Consider the following 15,469-nt stretch of genomic DNA (forward strand, 5'->3'; position numbering starts at 1 on the left):
GCCACTTCAGCGCAAGCCCGCTTCCTACCTTTGAAGCTTCGCTTCGATCAGCGGGGAATAGGCCACCCGACGGCCCATGTGCCGGGCAGCATCGCCCAGGATACTGCCGAGACCGCCGGCTGGCGCCTCTGCCGCGGCAACCCGCAGGGAGTTGCCGCGCAGGAATGCGACGTCCGCGATGAAGAAGCCGTCGGGCACGGTCGCGGCGGTCTGCGGTTTCAACGCCATGGCGAAGGGGCCAGGGTCGCCCCGTTTCAGGCCGAGCCAGGGGAACCGCACAGCACCGCTGGACGTCGGAGTGGCGATGCCGCAACACTCCACGACCCGCTCCTGGCCATCGAGAACACGCCCGCCAACCAACACCATGTCGGGATGCATCTCGAACAGGCGCATCGCTTCCCACAGCGCAGCGTCCTCAACCCGCAGCCCTTCGCGCAGAACCAGGACATGGGATGCGGTCACCGAGGCGAGCGCATCCCCCAGTCGCTCAAGCAGACTTGCAGCATCCGTATTCGCCACCATGTGGACGGACCGGCACAGCGCGGAAGCGGCGGCTTGCGAGTTCGCGCATCCGGCGTCCGGCGTGCCCTGGGTCAGAAGGACCAGATCGATGGGCAGGGGCGACACCGGCCGGCGCAGGATGGCCGACTGCTCCTGTCCCCGGAAGATCGGGAAGGCATCAATTTCGTAGAGGCCAGGGTTCGCCTGCGCGGCAATCACCTTGCCCATCACCCGCTCCGCGGAGCGCAACGAGCCAGTGTTGGCCGTGCCGCTGTTGCTGTTGGAGGTCTGGTGGACCCGCCAATGATAGAGGACTTCCGGAACATGGGCGATGGTCTCACCGGCGGTGGCGAAGCGAGTGACCGTGTCCCAGTCATGACAATATTCAGCGGCCTTGTCGGAGTAGACGCCGAGTTCCAGAGCCTTGTCCCGCCGGAAGGCGCACAGGTGCCAGATGTAGGAATCAGCGATGTTGAGCACCGGATCGAAAGCCGGGCGGTGGTAAGGCGAGCCGGACACACCGTTTTGCAGGATGTCCTCATCGGAATAGAGAAAGGCTGGGGCTGAGGACTCGATCTCGACGGCAATCCGTTGCAAGGCGTCGCGGGTCAACAGGTCGTCCGCGTCCATGGGGACGATCCATTCGGCCGAGGCGGCCTCCAGGCAGCGGCCCATGGCCCCTATGATTCCGAGGTTCTGTGGCGCATCCAGAAGCCGGACGCGCGGTTCGGCCTCCAGCTCCTTCAGGATGCCGTCCAGTTCGGCCGGCACCGGTCCGTTGCGCAGCAGCACCCATTCGGCGAAGGGAACGGTTTGCTCGAACAGGCAACGCACCAGATCCCGGAAGCAGTCGACCGGCGTCTTTTCGTAGACGCTCGTCAGGATCGCGATGGACGGCGGGTGCGCCGGTGCCGGGTGACGGACCAGCCGGGCGATCAGTGCCGCGTCCAGCCCGACCGAATAAGAGGCCGCCTTCCAGGATTTCGCCTGCTCCTCCTGCCGACGCCGCTCGTCGCGGGACAGCGGGGTGTAGGCGGTCTCGATCGTCAGCCCCAAATGGGGCGACAGGAAGCGCCGGCCCGGAGGCTGGCCGCCGCAGGCCATCCGGAACGCGGCGCGTTCGGCCTCCGGGACCAGCGCGTCGGGGTCGGAGTCGCCCGCCCGCCCGAGGAAGAGCGGCGAATAGACGACCCGGCAGTTGCGTTCTGCGGCGGCGGCCCCCAGCCAAGCGCCGATCTGGGCGAAGCCGATCTCCGCCTGCACCAACCTGGGCAGCGCCTCGACAAGGAACGTGGCCGAAACGACGCAGTGCTGCACCGGAACCGCACCGACCGAGCGCATCTTGAACATCTGGGCGAAGTAGCCGGGATCGGCCATTTGGCGCCCGGCGTCCGGTGTGCCGCAGCCATGTCCGAAGCCGAGATAGGAAGCGGCGGCCGTGACCCGGTCGCCTTGGCGGATACGGCCGCCGACAATCACCGTATCGGGGAACAGCTCGAAGCAGGTCATGGCTTCCCACGGCCATTCCTGTCCCTCGGCCTCGACACCCGCCCACTGGAGGTGGACGAGCGCCCCGCGTTCGGCGCAGGACCGGGCGACTTCCAGAAGGTCCGCCAGCTTGGCCCCAGGGCCAAGGCGGACGATGTCGTGGGGAATGGTCGGATCGAGCTTCGGCCCCGGCGCGGCGCCGTCGGCGTGCAGGACGACGGTGGTTACCGGGGACGGCGCCTCACGGGTGCGTTTGAAGACCCAGTCCGGCGTGTTGCCAAACAGCGGTGAGCGCTCGACCGTGTAGCGGCCGTTCCGTTCGCCGAGAAACTTCTCCAACACCGCGCGCTGGGAATCTGTGATGTAGCTCTTGGAGTTGATGTTGCCCGCGGTGGAGCTTTCGTGCATCCGCCAAGTGTAGAGCAGTTCGGGGACGTGGAGCGGCGTGTGACCGGCACGGTAGAAGCGGGTGAAGGTGTCCCAGTCGTGGCTGCCCTCTGTCCGTACGTCCCCATAGACGTCCAGGGCCAGAGCCCGATCGCGGTCGATGCAGCATAGGTGCGCGATGTAGCAGGAATTGGCGAACAGCACCGGGTCCCAGTCGGGCTTGTAGTACGGGTCGCGGAAGGTCGCGCCCAGGACCTTGTCCTCGTCGGTGTAGGCCAGGGCCGGATAGCCGGCCCGCTTCAGGGCGGTGGTCACGACGCGCACGCAGTCGGGCGTCAGCAGGTCGTCGGAATCGAGCGGCACGATGTAGCGGTTTTTCGCGCGCTCCAGGCAATAGCGCATGCCGCCGATGATGCCGAGGTTTTCCTCGGCCCGGAACAGCCGGACGCACGGATGCCGGCCCAGTTCCGCCAGCAGCGCGATGGTGTCTTCGCGCACGCTGCCGTTGTCCAGGATGATCCATTCGAATCCGGTGCCGCAGTCCTGGGCGAAGACGCTTTCGGCCAGTTCCGCGACGTAGCGCGGGTCGGTGTTCCACACCGTCGTCAGGAAGCTGAGCAACCCGGGCTCAGGATCGGTGTACAGCGGCTTGCGTTCGCGCACCGAAGCCAAGCGCAGCAGGCCGTAGCGGTCGGTCGGCCAGAACCGGTAGCCGGGGAAGACGCGGCCTGCCGGCTCCTGTCCCAGCCGCTCCGCCTCGGGCAGGGGTGGCGCTCCGAAAAGCTCGAGCAGCGCCTCGAACAGGCGTGGGACCGCCGTGGCGAAGCTGGTGTCCCAGTCGCTGGGATAGAGGCCGTGCGCGCCGGACCGGCAGATGCCGCTGTCCAGGCGGCGCCGGGCTTCGGCAAGGCCGCCGGCGATGCCCTCGATGGTCGCCTCGGTGCCGATGATATTGGGCGACAGCTCGGCCAGCCGCTCCGCGGTCTTGTTGGCGAACACCGTCGTGACCGCCGGCTTGCCGCACAGCGCCATCTCGATGGGCGGGTAGCTGGGGTGGGGCGACAGCATCAGGGACAGCAGGATGTCGCTTTCCCGCATCTGCCGGGCGTAGCCGTCGAAGTCGAGCCAGGGAGCCGGCTTGAGCCAGGCGCTCGGGCCCAGCTGGACGGGGGCGAAGGCCTCGCCCATGCCAACGAAATCCCATTCCGCGGGGTCGAAGACGCCGTCGTGGATGGCCTTCTGAAGAGCGGCCACGCCCATCTCGAACAGGTTGCGCAGGCCGTTCGTCGGTCGGGCGTAGAACAGCAGCGTCCGGCGCCCGCCGGCCTTCTCGGCCTTGTGGAAGCGGGCTTGGTCCACGGCGGGCTCGAACGCGATGGCGCGTTCGGAAAAGGCGGGGTCGGCGTGACGGCCAATCTTCCGCTCCGCCAGGAATTCCTTCAGCAGGCTGGTGTTGATCACCGGGACGTGGTCGAGCGCATAGGTCTCCTCCGCCAGGGCCGACTGGGTGGAGGCCGGGTGCAGGATCGGCTCGTAATCCTGGATCAGGTAGACGAAGCGGCGATGGTTTGTCTTGGCGACCGCGTATTTCGCCATCTGCGCGGTCCACCAAGCGGTCGCCATGAAGACGTCGTTGACGCCGATGGGCAGCGTCTTCGTCCGGTCGGACGCGTCCACCAGGGTCGCATTGGGCAGCGCGCGGTCGACGCCGCTGATCAGGCGGACATGGCGCCAGAACGGAGCGGGATCGGCGTCGGTCGGGGCGTCGGTGGCGATGAAGCGGACGGATACGCCGAGCGCCGCCAGACGGTAGGCCAAGTTGATCGCGGTGTTCGGACCCCCCGACATGTGCTTCATGGCGAGGCCGGGCACGAGCACGTTGAGGTGCGGGTTCGTCGCCAGCGTCGGGTCCACCTTCACGGTGAGTGGGGAGAACCAGGGCAGCAGCCCGACCGGCGGCGTGTAGGGCGCGCCCTCCTCCCCGGCTTGGCCCGCCGGATTCGCCGCCTCATTCTCGGCTGCGGCGTCCTGCTCCAGTCCGGTGGGACGCCCTTCCTGCCAGCCGTGCAGGACGTAGTGGGTCAGCGGTTCCGCGCCGCTCGCCCCGATGTCGGGGTTGGCCTCGATGTAGCGGGCGGGATCGAAATAGGGGTTGGGCCGGCGCCCTTCCCGCCAGCCGCGGGCGAGATAATGGGCGAGCGGCTCCGTGCCGCTCGCCGCCACGTCGGGGTTGGTCCGCAGGTAGAAGGTCGGGTCGAAATGCGGGTTGGGCTTGCGTCCTTCCCGCCAGCCGTGATCGACATAGTGGGCCAACGGTTCGACGCCGCTTGCCGCCACGTCGGGATTGGCTTGCAGGTAGAAGGCGGGGTCGAACAGCGGGTGTGGCTTGCGCCCCTCCCGCCAGCCATGCGCCACGTAGTGCGCCAGGGGCTTGCTCCGGCTTGCGACATCCGGGTTGGTGGCCAGGTAGAATCGATGGTCGAACAGCCGGTCCGCGTAGCGGAGCGCCAGGAGAAGGGATTGGGCGTTCGGGCTTCCGCTCAGGAACAGCGAGGTCCCCTTCCGCAGGTGCCGCGCCTTGCGCAGGACGCGTGGCGGAATGACGCCCCGCGAAGCCCGGGTAATGGTCGTCGCGGCTTCGGTCTGCTCGAGCCGGCGGGTCAGGGCTTCGATGAGCCGTCCGACTCCCTGCCGGATCCGCGTCCGGGCGATGATCGCGTCCTTTTCACGGATGGCGGCGTCCAGGGCGTCGATCCGCAGTCCGAGTTTGCCTTTTTCCTGCTCGAGCATCGCGTTGGCCGTTTCTTTTTGCTCTATGATGGCGTCCTTCTGATGAAGGGCGTCGTGAAGCAGGCTGATCCGCTGGTCCTTTTCCGCCACGCAGGTGGTGAAGCTCTGCGCGAGGGTTCCGGTCAGGGCATCTTTCTGCTCAATCAAGCTCTCTTTCTTTTGAAGGCTTTGATGCAGACCGCCGATTTCGCGGTCCTTTTCGGCCGCGTAGGTTTCCAGGCCCTGGATGTGGGCGTCTTTACCCGCAACCACCTCCTGGAGGCCCTGGATGTGGGTGTCCTTGTCCGCCACGATCCCGTCCAGGACGCTGGCGCGCGCCTCCGCTTCGCTCCAGGAGGCGTTGCGGCGCCTCCATTCCCGCAGAAGTTCCACGGTGATCATCCCGGCATAGCCGGCGTTGCTGTCGAGCAGTTCGGCCAGAGGCGCGGGAATGCCGCCTTCGGGCTCGGGCGGGTTTTTCAGCGCCGTCAGAAGCTCGGGCGTGCGGGCCGCCACGAAGAATTTCCGGTATGGCTCGCTTCCGGTCAGGCTGGCGGCGGGCTGGCTCCTGTTCTGCAACTCGTGCAGCACCGTGGTGATGGGCTTGGCCTCTTCGTCGCTGTACGCCAGCAGGTCGGCGAAGATGCAGGTTTCCCAGAGCGGCAGGGGGATGTTGCCGATGACCGTGACGTCCAGTCCTTCCCTGTGCAGGGCGTCCAGGATGTCCTGCGGCGCCGGCAGGCCGTATTCCCGATGCTCGTCCATGAAGCGGTGGGGGCCGAACAGGGCGTGGTGAAGGGCGGCGAAGCGCTTTTCCGCCTCCGCAACCTCGGGAATGCCGTTCGGGCAGGCGACGATGCAGGCGTGGCGGGAAACGCGCGCCACCTCCGCCAGGAACATGGGACGCTGATCGGCCGGGACGTGTTCCAGCACGTCCATGGAGATCACCAGATCGAAGGAGCGGTCGGGGAACGGCAGCGGAACGCCGGGGACGAGCCGGACGATGTCGGGCTCGTCCAGCGCCTCCGTGTCTGAGCGCAGGATGTCGTAGCGGTCACCCAGGAATTCGCGGGTGAAGGTGGTGTTTCCCGACCCGACGTCCAGGATGCTCGGCCGTTCGATGGCCTGGAAAATCCGGGATTCCTCGAAGCCGCCGACAATGTCCCTGAGCGTCTTGTACCGTTGGTAAACGTCGAGTTCGTAAGACAAGGACGGGTTCGTCATGGCTGGTCACATGTTCCGATGGCGGAGCGTCAGGAGGTTGCCGAACGGGGGCGCGCGTCTGCCGCCGCTCCTTGAAGCAGGGCAGAGTCCGCTCTCGGCAGGGCCCGGGCCGAAAGCACGCGTTCGGGCGGCAGGACCATGCCGAACACCAGACGGTCCGTGCGCTCGTCGACCACCCGGACCGACAGAGCGTAATCCACCCAATCCATCCATTTCATCGAATACTGATCGTACGCCATGGTCACCGACAGGGAATATTCCCCCGGCGTCAGCGTCGTGATGAAACGGAACGAAAAGACGAACCGGTCGCCGGCCCGCGCCGGCGGGACCTTGAAGCCTTCCTGCTCGCTGTTGAGGGCGATCAGCTCGGTGCCGAAGCGGTCCTTGATGAGCAGGCCGAAGATGTAGGTCGGGTAATCCTCGAAGAATTCGACCTCCAGACAGAATTCGACCGGCTTCTCCAGGACCGCGATCACCGGATCGCTGGTTGGCGACGTCGACGCCCAGACGCGATGGATGCGGGCGGTGCCGTCGCCGTGCCGGTTCATGCGCTGCAACGTGGAGACGGTCGCCTCGGAGGGGGCCTCGAGGACGGGCTCCGGGGTGCTTCCGGAGGTGGGAGCGGCTGCCTCGATCCCTATGGGCGCTTCGGCTTCCACCGCGTCCCCGCCTTGGGAAAAGTTCAGCTTCGCCACGTCGAAGTCCGCCGCCATGAGGGCGATGTACCAAGCGGTGACGTCGTGAGGGTGGCCGGACATCACCGCCCGGCCGTCGTGCAGGGCGATGGCGCGGTTGCAGAAGCGCTTGATCGTTTCCAGGTCGTGGCTGACGAAGAGGATGGACATGCCGGACTGGCGCATGTCCTCGATCCGACGGAAGCAGCGCTGCTGGAACTTCAGATCGCCGACGGCCAGGGCTTCATCCACCACCAGGAGTTCCGGGTCGACGTGTATGGCGACGGCGAAGGCCAGGCGGACGAACATGCCGCTGGAATAGGTCTTCACTGGCAGATCGGCGAACTGGCCAATGTCGGCGAAGGCCAGGATGTCGTCCAGGCGCTCCTGCACCTGGGCTCGGCTCAGGCCAAGGATGGCGCTGTAGACAAAAATGTTCTCCCGGCCCGTCAACTCGGGATTGAACCCGCTGCCCAACTCCAGCAGGGCCGAGATTCGTCCGGTGACGGAGACCGATCCTTCGGTGGGCGTCACAGTGCCGCAGAGGATCTGCAGCAGCGTCGATTTGCCGGCGCCGTTGCGTCCCAGGATGCCCAGGGTCTCGCCCCGGTGCACGTCGAACGAAACATCGCGCAGGGCCCAGAAGTCCCGGTGATAGGACCGGTGCCCGCGTGACAGCATCTCCCAGAGCCGGTGATGAGGGTTCTGATAGATCTGGTAGCGCTTGCCGACGTTGCGGACGGACAGAAGGATATCAGAGGACATCGGCGAACCCCTTGCGGGTGCGGTGGAACCACACCCATCCGAGAAGCATGACCGCACCGCTGATCGCACCGAACATGAGGAAGGCGGCGGGGTCGAGCGGGTTGCCATAGAGCAGCACGTCGCGGCTGGCCTCGATGGGATAGGTCAGCGGGTTGAGCATGATGAGCCAGCGGAATTCTTCCGGCATGGCGCTGACTGGATAGAAGAGCGGGCCGAGGAACATCATGAAGGTGATGATGAAGCCGATGACTTGGCTCGTGTCCCGGAGGTAGACGCCGACGGACGCCAGGAACCAGGAAACCCCGAGCACCATCGGGATCAACGCCAGCCACACCAGGGGAAGCAGGAGTGCGGTCGCCGAAGGCACTCCATAGAGGATCACAGCAAAGGCAAGCAGAACGACCATGTTCATCGCTGCCTGGACCAAAGCCGCGCCGACCGCAACAACTGACAGGACCTCCAGGGGGAAGACGACCTTTTTCACGTAGTTGACGTTGGACAGGATCAACTGCGGTGATCGGCTGATGACTTCGGAGAAGAACGAAAAGACGATCAGACCTGTGAACAGGAAGACGCCGAAGTCGGCCGGCCCTGTGGCGGCCCTGTGGCTCATAGGCGTCTTTGCCTGGAACACGCCGCCGAACACCAGCGTGTAGATCAGCATCATCACGAGCGGGTTGATCAGCGTCCACAGGACGCCAAAGAAGGACGCGCGATAGCGGCTGGAAAGCTCGGTCCGGATCAGCTGGACGATCAGGAAGCGGTTGCCCCAGATGCGCAGGAGCATTCGCAACGGAAGCGTGGCGGTGCGGAAGGCGAAGGTCATGTCACGATCAAGTTGTGTTTTGGCATGCCATGTTCGGAAAAACGCGCGCCGGATGGCGGATGCACGGACGTGCCGGGCGCGTGACGCATGAATTCAAGCGCCGTCAAGTCACCAAAGGTCATAATGACCCTGCCGCGATGCCCAAGCAATCCTGGCAGCGCTGCGGAAAAACGTTCGCGCCCTCGTGCACCGGCAATCCCGACGACAAGCATGTGTGCACATATTATCCGCCGCGATTGTTTCGGCGGAAGCACGATCGTCCGCGTGGCGGAAATTGATGCAGTTCATCATGCGCCTTCATACCCCAGCACTGACGACTCTGGCAATCCAAGGAAACGCCAACTTGACGACGCTGGGGCTATCCGTGCTAACCAGAGACCCGTTTGGCGCTGGGATAGGGGCCTGCACCGAACGGAAATCGTGATGAGGGGTTGCGAGGGGAAGATGGTCAGGAAAGCGGTGATTCTCGCCGGGGGAATGGGAACGCGTCTTGCCGAAGAGACCGAAATCAAGCCAAAACCGCTCGTCGAGATCGGAGGTCGTCCGATCCTCTGGCATATCATGAAGATATATTCAGAGTATGGGATTAACGATTTCATCGTGTGCCTTGGTTACAAAGGTTATCTTATTAAGGAGTACTTTTCGAATTACTACCTTCACATGGCGGACGTGACGTTCGACCTGGCTAGCAATTCGATGGAAGTGCATCATGGTCGCGCCGAAAACTGGCGCATCACCCTGGTCGATACGGGGCTGGAGACCATGACCGGCGGGCGCGTGCGCCGCGTGCGCGATTTCATCGGCGATGAAACCTTCTGCCTGACCTACGGCGACGGCGTCTCCAACGTGAACATCGCCGACCTGATCGATTTCCACCAGTCGCACGGCAAGCTCGCCACGGTCACCGCAGTGCGCCCGCCGGGCCGTTTCGGCGCCCTGGAGATCGACGGCACGTCTGTCACCGGCTTCCGGGAGAAGCCGCTGGGCGATGGCGGCTGGATCAACGGCGGCTTCTTCGTGATGTCGCCCAAGATGATCGATTACATCGAGGCCGACCATACGACGCTGGAAAGCGAGCCGCTGACCCGTCTGGCCAGCGATGGCCAACTCCACGCCTTCCACCACGACGGCTTCTGGCAGCCGATGGACACCATCCGCGACCGCAACCACTTGGAAAAGCTGTGGGCGGGCGGCGGGGCTCCCTGGAAGGTCTGGTGATGGCCAATCCTGCTTTCTGGAACGGCAAGCGGGTGCTTGTCACTGGGCACACCGGCTTCAAGGGATCGTGGCTGAGCCTGTGGCTGCTGAATATGGGCGCCAAGGTCACTGGTCTGGCGCTCGAGCCGCCGACGGACCCCAGCCTGTTCGCGCTTGCCGGGCTGGAGCGCCGGATGGACTCCCGCATCGGCGACATCCGCGATCCCGCCGCCGTGGACGCGGCCGTGCGTGCGGCGGAGCCGGAGATCCTCATCCATATGGCGGCCCAGCCTTTGGTCCGCCTGTCCTACGACGAGCCGGTCGAAACCTTCGCGACCAACGTCATGGGCACGGTGCATGTCCTGGAGGCGGCGCGGCGCTGCCCGAGCCTGCGGGCCTGCGTCGTGGTCACCACCGACAAGTGCTACGAGAACCGGGAGTGGCCCTGGCCCTACCGCGAGACCGAGCCGATGGGGGGCTACGACCCCTACAGCGCCAGCAAGGGATGCGCCGAGCTGGTCACCTCCGCCTGGCGGCGGTCTTTCTTCGGCAAACCGGAAGCCGCGGCCATCGCGTCAGCGCGCGCGGGCAATGTGATCGGTGGCGGCGACTGGGCGCTCGACCGGCTGGTGCCCGACTGCATGCGCGCGCTGATGGCCGGACGCGCCATCCCCGTGCGCAACCCGCACGCCATCCGGCCCTGGCAGCATGTTCTGGAGCCGCTGGGCGGTTACCTGCTGCTGGCCGAAAGGCTGTGGGGGAATCCCGCTGACCATGCCGACGCCTGGAACTTCGGCCCGTCGGACGACGACGCGCGCCCCGTCTCCTGGATCGTCTCGCATGTGGTGGGACGCTGGGGCGACGGCGCCGCGTGGGAGCTGATCGGCGGTGACCACCCGCACGAGGCCACCTACCTGCGCGTCGATTCCTCAAAGGCGCGGATGCAGCTCGGGTGGGAACCGCGCCTCGGTCTTGCCGACTGCCTGGATTGGACCGTCGACTGGTTCCGCCGCTACCACGCCGGCGAAAACGTTGAACGCGTCACCCTCGACCAGATTGAACGCTACGAGCAGATGGACGGAAAAAAACCGTGAGCAAGAGCTGCTGCCGCTTCTGCGGAACCCCGCTGACCGAGACCTTCGTCGACCTCGGCGTGTCCCCGCTGGCCAATTCCTTCCTGAAGCCGGAAAAGCTCCAGGCCATGGAGCCGTTCTACCCGCTGCACGTCTACGTGTGCACCGGCTGCTTCCTGGTGCAGCTCGAGGAATTCGAGAGCCCGGAGCACATCTTCAGCGATTATCTCTACTTCTCGTCCTTCTCGCAGGGCTGGCTCGACCACGCCAACGCCTACGCGGCGAAGATGGTCGACCGGTTGGGCCTGGACGAGTGTTCGCTCGTGGTGGAGATCGCCAGCAACGACGGCTATCTGCTCCAGTACTTCAAGCAGCGCGGCGTGCCTGTCCTGGGCGTCGAACCGGCGGCCAATGTCGCCAAGGTCGCCGTCGAGAAGGGCATCCCGTCCGACGTTGCCTTCTTCGGAGTGGAGACCGCCGAGCGCCTGAAGGGCGAGGGCAAGTCGGCTGATCTGATGGCGGCCAACAACGTCCTGGCCCATGTTCCGGACATCAACGACTTCGTCGCCGGCTTCAAGGTCCTGCTGAAGCCGACCGGCACCATCACCTTCGAGTTCCCGCACCTGCAGCGCCTGATCGCGGAAAACCAGTTCGACACGGTGTATCACGAGCACTTCTCGTACCTGTCGCTGCTGGCCGTGGAGAAGGTGTTCGCCCGCCACGGGCTCGCCGTGTTCGACGTCGAGCAACTGCCGACCCACGGCGGTTCGCTGCGCCTGTTCGTGCGCCACGCTGAGGACACCAGCCGCCCGGTGACCGCCGCGGTCGAGGCGATCCGCGCCGGCGAGGCCGCCGCCGGCCTGCGCGACATCGCCACCTACCGCAGCTTCGGCCGTACGGTCGAGACCACCAAGCGCGAGGTCCTGCGGTTCCTGATCGACGCGCACGCGGCCGGCAAGACGGTCGTCGGCTACGGCGCTCCAGCCAAGGGCAACACGCTGCTGAACTATCTGGGGGTCGGGCCGGAGTTCGTGGCCTTCACCGTGGACCGCAGCCCGCACAAGCAGGGACTTTATCTTCCCGGCACGCGCATTCCCATCAAGGCCCCGGAGGCGATCCTGGAGGCCAAGCCCGACTACGTCCTGATCCTGCCCTGGAACCTCAAGGACGAAGTCATGACCCAGATGGCTGAGATCCGGTCCTGGGGAGGCAAGTTCGTCGTGCCCATTCCGACGGTGCAGGTCCTCTGATGCGGTTTCGCCCGCTCTCCCTGGCCGGCGCCTGCGCTGTCGAGCTGGAGCGGCGCGAAGACCCGCGCGGCTTCTTCGCCCGGACATTCTGTCAGGACGAATTCGCCGCGCACGGGCTATCCACGTCCTTCGTCCAATGCAACGTGTCCTGGAACGCGCGCCGGGGCACGTTGCGCGGGATGCATTTCCAGAAGGCGCCGAGCCGGGAAGGCAAGCTCGTCCGCTGCACCACCGGGGCCATCTGGGACGTGCTGCTCGACCTGCGGCCCGACTCCGCCACCTACCTGCGCTGGGAAGGGGTGGAACTGACGGCGGAGAACCACACCGCGCTCTACATCCCGCCGGGTTTCGCGCACGGGTTCCAAACGTTGGTGGACGGAGCCGAGGTCTTTTACCAGATGACGGACATGCACGCGCCGGAGTTGGCCAGCGGCGTGCGTTGGGACGACCCGGCCTTTGCCATAGCTTGGCCTATTCCCAAACCGATCCTGTCGGAGCGGGACGCAGGTTACACGCTGTTTACCCCATGACCGGCCCGTTATCGATTGACCGGCGGCCCCGGCGCGTGCTGGTGACGGGTGGTGGAGGGTTCATCGGCCGCCATGCACTGCCCGACTTGGTCGCCCGTGGTTGGGAGGTGCACGCCGCAGGACGGTCACCCCTACCTTCCGAAATGGCAGCGGGGGTGGTCTTCCACCTGTGCGACCTGCTGGCCGAGGGCGACGCCGCCCGCGTGGTCGAGACGGTGCGGCCGACGCACCTGCTGCACCTGGCTTGGAATGCCGTTCCGGGGAGGTTCTGGACAGCGCCCGACAACCTCGACTGGGTGGCCGCCAGCCTGCGGCTCTACCGTGCCTTCGCCGCCTGCGGGGGCAAGCGCGCGGTGCTCGCCGGGACCTGCGCCGAGTACGACTGGAGCCACGCCGAACTGTCGGAGGCGACGACCCCGCTGGCGCCGCACACCCTCTATGGGCAAGCGAAGAACGCGTTCCGCACGCTCGCCGAGGGAACCGCGGGGGCGCTCGGGGTCGAGGTTGCCTGGGGCCGCATCTTCTTCCTGTACGGACCGCACGAGGCGCCGAGCCGCTTCGTGCCCGACGTGATAACCTCCCTGCTCAAAGGCGAACCCGCGCTGTGCTCGCACGGCCGGCAGGAGCGCGACTTCATGCACGTTGCCGACGTCGCACGCGCCTTCGTCGCACTTCTGGAAAGCAACCACACCGGGCCGGTCAACATCGCGTCGGGTACGGCCCTGCCGCTGAGCACGGTGGTCGACGTCATCGCGCGCCTGATCGGCCGGCCGGACCTGGTGCGGCTCGGCGCGCGGCCGGCGCCGGCCGGTGATCCGCCGCGGCTGGCCGCCGCCGTTGGCGTGCTGCGCGACCAGGTCGGCTTCCATCCACGCTTCGACCTGGAGAGTGGCTTGAGGGATGCTGTGGAGTGGTGGCGACCGCGATGCTGAGGTCCTTGAGCCGCCTGCTGAGCTCTCCCGACGCGCTGCGTCATATCGCCACGCAGGTGTGGAGTCCCCGTTGGGTGATGCGCAACCTCGCGCGCCTGACTCGCGTCAAGCATACCGACCTTCTGGTCGATGATTTCCTGCGCCATTTCGAGACGAGAGTTTCGTACGGGCATTGGATCGCCGCGCACGAGCGCCTGGACGCAGCCAGCTTGGTGGCCATGCGGGCGGAAGCCGCCCAGCTTCGCCGCCGGACGCGCTTCTCCATCGTCGTGCCGACCTACGAAACGGCGGCCGACGTGCTGGAAGCCTTTTTGGATTCCGTGCGCGCCCAGGTCTATCCGGACTGGGAGCTGTGCATCGCCGACGACGCGTCCCGGCAGCCGCATGTGCGCGCCATCCTGGAGCGCCACGCCGCCGAAGATCCTCGCGTCAAGGTCACCTTCCGCACGAGCAACGGGCATATCGCAGAGGCTACCAACACCGCATTGGACATGGCCACGGGCGATTTCATCTGCCTGATGGATCACGACGACACCATCGCCCCGAACGCGCTCTACGAGTTTGCCCTCGCCCTCGCCCTCGATCCCGATCTCGACTTCATCTATTCCGATGAGGACAAGATTTCTTCGGACGGAACGGAGCGTTACGGGCCTTTCTTCAAGCCAGACTGGTCGCCTGAGTATCTCGAATCCTGCATGTACACGGCGCATTTCGCCTGTTACCGGACGTCCCTCGTGCGGCGTGTCGGCGGTTTCCGCTCTGACTTCAACGGGGCGCAGGATTATGATTTCGTGCTGCGCTTCACCGAGCATGTCGGCAAGGTCGCGCACATTCCCAAGATTCTTTACCATTGGCGCGCCATTCCCGGTTCCACCGCGGCATCGATGAACAGCAAGGACTATGTCGTCGATGCGGCGGTGCGCGCGCTCACCGCGCGGGTGGAGCGCACCGGTCGGCTCGCCTTCGTGCGACCGAACCGCTTCGGCGGTTGCTTTGACGTGCGCCGCTGTATCGAGGGGGAGCCCAAGGTTTCCATCGTCATTCCTTCCGCCGCTCGCATGAGCGAGGTGCGGGGAAAGCCGGTCGACCTCGTGGTGAACTGCGTGCGCTCGATCGTGGAGACGTCCAGTTACCACAACCTCGAACTGATCGTGGTGCACAACGGCGACCTACGGCCCGAGACGGCGGCGGCGCTCGATGCCTATGGGGTGGTATACGTCCATTACGCCGATCCGGCGTTCAACATCGCCGCCAAGATGAACCTGGGCGCGCGGGCCGCCACGGGCGATTACGTGCTATTCCTCAACGATGACACGGAAGTCATCAACTCTGACTGGCTGGAGGCCATGCTGAGCTTGGCGCAGCGCCCTGGCGTCGGCGTGGTGGGGGCGAAGCTGTATTTCGAGGACGGCACGCTCCAGCATGTGGGCGTGACCTTCTGCGCCGGGTTGCCGGACCACATCCGGCGCGGCTTCAGCGGCGACGATCCCGGCTACTTCTTCAGCACGGCTGGGCAGCGCAACTACATGGCCGTGACCGGGGCGTGCATGCTGCTGCGCCGCGCGCTGTTCGAGGAGGTGGGCGGCTTCGAGGAGTCACTCGCCGTTAACTATAATGACATCGATTTGTGCCTAAAAGTCTGGGAGCGCGGCCTGCGCATCGTCTACACGGCGCAGGCGGAGCTGTTCCATTTTGAGAGTCGCAACCGTGAACGTTCCGTCGCCGCGCATGAACAGGCCATCTTCCTGGAACGCTGGGGGGAGCGCGTCAAGACAGACCCCTTCTACAGCCCGTATTTCGCCGCCCGGCCGCCGAACTTCGAGCTTGTCCTCTGCTGACCAAAGCCCGTTTCC

Annotated in this window: 10 protein-coding genes; 6 read left to right on the top strand and 4 right to left on the bottom strand. The window is 65.7% G+C overall.

Translation table 11 applies throughout. The features are described 5' to 3' along the window. Window positions 1–24 precede the first annotated feature (24 nt). From DXK32_RS15940 to DXK32_RS32185, 4 genes are read right to left on the bottom strand one after another with little or no spacing between them, the layout of a single operon-like run. Window positions 25–6,369 (bottom strand): glycosyltransferase, encoded by a 6,345-nt coding sequence (locus tag DXK32_RS15940; RefSeq protein ID WP_114859409.1) that lies wholly within the window; start codon window positions 6,367–6,369, stop codon window positions 25–27. 29 nt (window positions 6,370–6,398) lie between these two features. Continuing rightward, window positions 6,399–7,808: an ABC transporter ATP-binding protein gene (locus tag DXK32_RS15945; protein ID WP_114859410.1), complete on the bottom strand. Its 1,410-nt coding sequence runs from the start codon at window positions 7,806–7,808 to the stop codon at window positions 6,399–6,401. Further along, entirely contained in the window at window positions 7,798–8,634 is an 837-nt protein-coding gene (locus DXK32_RS15950; RefSeq protein ID WP_114859411.1) for an ABC transporter permease, read from the bottom strand. The genes DXK32_RS15945 and DXK32_RS15950 overlap by 11 nt, the downstream gene beginning before the upstream one ends. Continuing rightward, window positions 8,631–8,846: a hypothetical protein gene (locus DXK32_RS32185; RefSeq protein ID WP_162801195.1), complete on the bottom strand. Its 216-nt coding sequence runs from the start codon at window positions 8,844–8,846 to the stop codon at window positions 8,631–8,633. The genes DXK32_RS15950 and DXK32_RS32185 overlap by 4 nt, the downstream gene beginning before the upstream one ends. 232 nt (window positions 8,847–9,078) lie before the next feature. On the opposite strand from DXK32_RS32185, the gene rfbF reads away from it, so the two are divergent. Genes rfbF through DXK32_RS15980 form a run of 6 tightly spaced genes read left to right on the top strand, consistent with a single transcriptional unit; the run spans window position 9,079 to window position 15,454 of the window. After that, window positions 9,079–9,852, top strand: coding sequence for a glucose-1-phosphate cytidylyltransferase (gene rfbF / locus DXK32_RS15955; RefSeq protein WP_114859412.1), 774 nt, complete (start codon window positions 9,079–9,081; stop codon window positions 9,850–9,852). After that, window positions 9,852–10,925 (top strand): CDP-glucose 4,6-dehydratase, encoded by a 1,074-nt coding sequence (gene rfbG / locus DXK32_RS15960; protein ID WP_114859437.1) that lies wholly within the window; start codon window positions 9,852–9,854, stop codon window positions 10,923–10,925. Before rfbF ends, rfbG begins: the two co-directional genes overlap by 1 nt. Beyond that, window positions 10,922–12,154, top strand: a complete 1,233-nt coding sequence (locus DXK32_RS15965) for a class I SAM-dependent methyltransferase (protein WP_114859413.1) — start codon at window positions 10,922–10,924, stop codon at window positions 12,152–12,154. The genes rfbG and DXK32_RS15965 overlap by 4 nt, the downstream gene beginning before the upstream one ends. After that, on the top strand, window positions 12,154–12,684 hold the full coding sequence (gene rfbC, locus DXK32_RS15970; RefSeq protein WP_114859414.1) for a dTDP-4-dehydrorhamnose 3,5-epimerase: 531 nt from the start codon (window positions 12,154–12,156) through the stop codon (window positions 12,682–12,684). The genes DXK32_RS15965 and rfbC overlap by 1 nt, the downstream gene beginning before the upstream one ends. After that, window positions 12,681–13,616 (top strand): NAD-dependent epimerase/dehydratase family protein, encoded by a 936-nt coding sequence (locus DXK32_RS15975; RefSeq protein ID WP_114859415.1) that lies wholly within the window; start codon window positions 12,681–12,683, stop codon window positions 13,614–13,616. The genes rfbC and DXK32_RS15975 overlap by 4 nt, the downstream gene beginning before the upstream one ends. 5 nt (window positions 13,617–13,621) lie before the next feature. Next, the gene (locus tag DXK32_RS15980; RefSeq protein ID WP_205215729.1) at window positions 13,622–15,454 is read left to right on the top strand and encodes a glycosyltransferase family 2 protein; all 1,833 of its coding nucleotides are present in this window, start codon (window positions 13,622–13,624) and stop codon (window positions 15,452–15,454) included. The last annotated feature ends 15 nt before the right edge of the window (window positions 15,455–15,469 follow it).

Origin of the sequence: Azospirillum brasilense, assembly GCF_003349955.1 — a bacterium.
Lineage (GTDB): Bacteria > Pseudomonadota > Alphaproteobacteria > Azospirillales > Azospirillaceae > Azospirillum > Azospirillum brasilense_B.

Bases quoted from the DNA above. Each gene is read 5' to 3' on its own strand.
- DXK32_RS15950 (WP_114859411.1), bottom strand. From the start codon at position 8,634: ATGACCTTCGCCTTCCGCACCGCCACGCTTCCGTTGCGAATGCTCCTG.
- DXK32_RS32185 (WP_162801195.1), bottom strand. From the start codon at position 8,846: ATGCTTGTCGTCGGGATTGCCGGTGCACGAGGGCGCGAACGTTTTTCC.
- rfbG (WP_114859437.1), top strand. From the start codon at position 9,852: ATGGCCAATCCTGCTTTCTGGAACGGCAAGCGGGTGCTTGTCACTGGG.
- DXK32_RS15940 (WP_114859409.1), bottom strand. From the start codon at position 6,369: ATGACGAACCCGTCCTTGTCTTACGAACTCGACGTTTACCAACGGTAC.
- rfbC (WP_114859414.1), top strand. From the start codon at position 12,154: ATGCGGTTTCGCCCGCTCTCCCTGGCCGGCGCCTGCGCTGTCGAGCTG.
- DXK32_RS15945 (WP_114859410.1), bottom strand. From the start codon at position 7,808: ATGTCCTCTGATATCCTTCTGTCCGTCCGCAACGTCGGCAAGCGCTAC.
- DXK32_RS15975 (WP_114859415.1), top strand. From the start codon at position 12,681: ATGACCGGCCCGTTATCGATTGACCGGCGGCCCCGGCGCGTGCTGGTG.
- rfbF (WP_114859412.1), top strand. From the start codon at position 9,079: ATGGTCAGGAAAGCGGTGATTCTCGCCGGGGGAATGGGAACGCGTCTT.